The 1,898-nt window shown below is 64.6% G+C and carries 2 protein-coding genes; both read left to right on the top strand.

The window, feature by feature from the left end; genetic code table 11:
• The first annotated feature begins 226 nt into the window (after positions 1-226).
• The gene (locus HS053_RS22050) at positions 227-1,144 is read left to right on the top strand and encodes a DUF1403 family protein (protein ID WP_347233371.1); all 918 of its coding nucleotides are present in this window, start codon (positions 227-229) and stop codon (positions 1,142-1,144) included.
• A 2-nt stretch (positions 1,145-1,146) separates the two neighbouring features.
• Entirely contained in the window at positions 1,147-1,782 is a 636-nt protein-coding gene (scpB, locus tag HS053_RS22045; protein WP_174213387.1) for an SMC-Scp complex subunit ScpB, read from the top strand.
• Positions 1,783-1,898 lie beyond the last annotated feature (116 nt).

Raw genomic sequence — 1,898 nt, 5'->3', positions numbered from 1 at the left:
ACCGCGCCAGAATCTCATGAACCCCGGCATGTTCTTCGACGAAGTGCTTGAATCTCACGAATTCCGGTCATCCGACAGATTTCTCGGGCGTTTCGGTCATACCGTCGAGCATACTCCCGGCACGTCCGATAATGCAATCTTATTGGACATTAATTAGTCATGACAAGCGCGGCGGATAAGTGCGATATAAGTAGAGTAAAGCGCCGATATTTGCTAGCGTGCCCGCATGCCTCCTGCCGTGAAATCCCCCCTGACTCCCCTAAATCCTCCGGCCACGCCGCGATGGGTCAGGCAATCCGTTAGACATGATGATGTTGAATCGGCGATGTTTTCTGCCGGGGCAGCCCTTGCTGTGCTGGACTCAATCGCCCGGTCTGACGACCCGGTTGGCTTCCTGTGGCGTAAGCGGTTGGCGCTCTCGAGCGCAGCGGCGGTTTCCCAGATGGAAGGACGCCGGGAAGGCGAAGCGCAGCTTCGAGATGCCTTCGCCCTGCGCAGGCTAGGTGACGATCCCGGTCCGGCCGGGAGGATGCTGATCGGCTGGCGTGCCTTGGGCGAGGCGCGGGCGCTGCGATCAGGAGACTGGCCCGGCAGGCTGCCCGGCTTCTTCGATCTGCCACCCGAGCCGGGTGCCGAGATCTTGCGCGACCTCGGTGCAGGCCTCATTGGCCGCAGGCCGCCGCTGCGCTTTGCCGCTGAAGCTGGGCCCGAGGTTCTCGCGCTCGGCCCTGCCTGGCGCGGCTTGGCGCTCTGGCTGACGGATGCGCTTTTGGCCCGGGCGCTTGGCTGGGACCGGCCGGTGCCGCTGCTTGCGGCGCATCTGCCGCGGGCGGCCTTTCGGCTGGAGGGTGAGGCCTGGGTTGCGGCCTGCACGAGTGCCTGGGGCAGTGGGGCGGTTGCCGCTATTGATCTTCACGCCGATCTGACGCGTCGGGCGGATGCCTTGCGCGCTGCACATCTGCGGCGGCCGGGAAAGGATACAACCGCAATCATCACCGCACTCCTGACCGAGGATGCGCTGGCGGCCCAGGCGGGTGCCGAGGCCAGTGACCGGGCGGCGCGACGGTTGTTCGAACGGCTGACCTCACTTGGCCTAGTGCGCGAGCTAACAGGGCGGGCGACCTTCCGGCTTTACGGGTTGTGACGATGGCCCAGAAATCATCTGAACCACTGGACACTGAGCTCGTCGACTTGCCGCAGGCGTTGCGCTGGCGCGAATGGATGGCGCGCGTCGAGGCGGTTCTCTTCTCCTCATCTGAGCCGGTCGGGCGCGACGTGTTGGCGCGCGTGGTTGGACGGGATTGTGCGCTGGACCTGGTGATCGAGGATGTTTCCGCAGAACTGGCGGGGCGCCCTTACGAGATCGCGCGCACAGCGGGGGGCTGGCAGTTCCGCACGAGGCCGCAACACGCAGATGCGATCCGCACTGCTCGCCAGGAGGGTGATCCGACCCGCGATCTGACTCAGAGCGAAACCCTCGTCCTGACCATCATCGCCTATATGCAGCCGGTGACCCGCAGTGCGATCTCGCGCATGACCGGGCGTGAGGTCAGCCGCGATCTTATTGCGCGCCTGCATCGTCAGGCGCTGATCGCCCGAGGTCCGCGCAGCCCCGAGCCGGGTGCGCCCTACACCTATGTCACCACGCCGGGGTTTCTGGTGCAGTTCGGGCTCGAAACCCTGCGGGATCTGCCGGAACTCGAGGCGCTGGAAGATGCCGGACTGCTGAAGCCAACGGCAGACCTCGCGCTGGATCTGCCGATCGTGAGCGAGGACGGATGATCGCTCCTGCCCGCGTTAAGATACGTGATCGGTTCGTGGGGCTCTGTTGCACAAATCCCGTGAGGGATTCATCTCGTGAATCCAGCGTGGTAGCCGGCGTGCATGAGCAGACCCAT

Source organism: Tabrizicola fusiformis, from assembly GCF_013328815.1.
GTDB lineage: Bacteria > Pseudomonadota > Alphaproteobacteria > Rhodobacterales > Rhodobacteraceae > Fuscibacter.
This window is presented reverse-complemented; position numbering and strand designations above follow the sequence as displayed.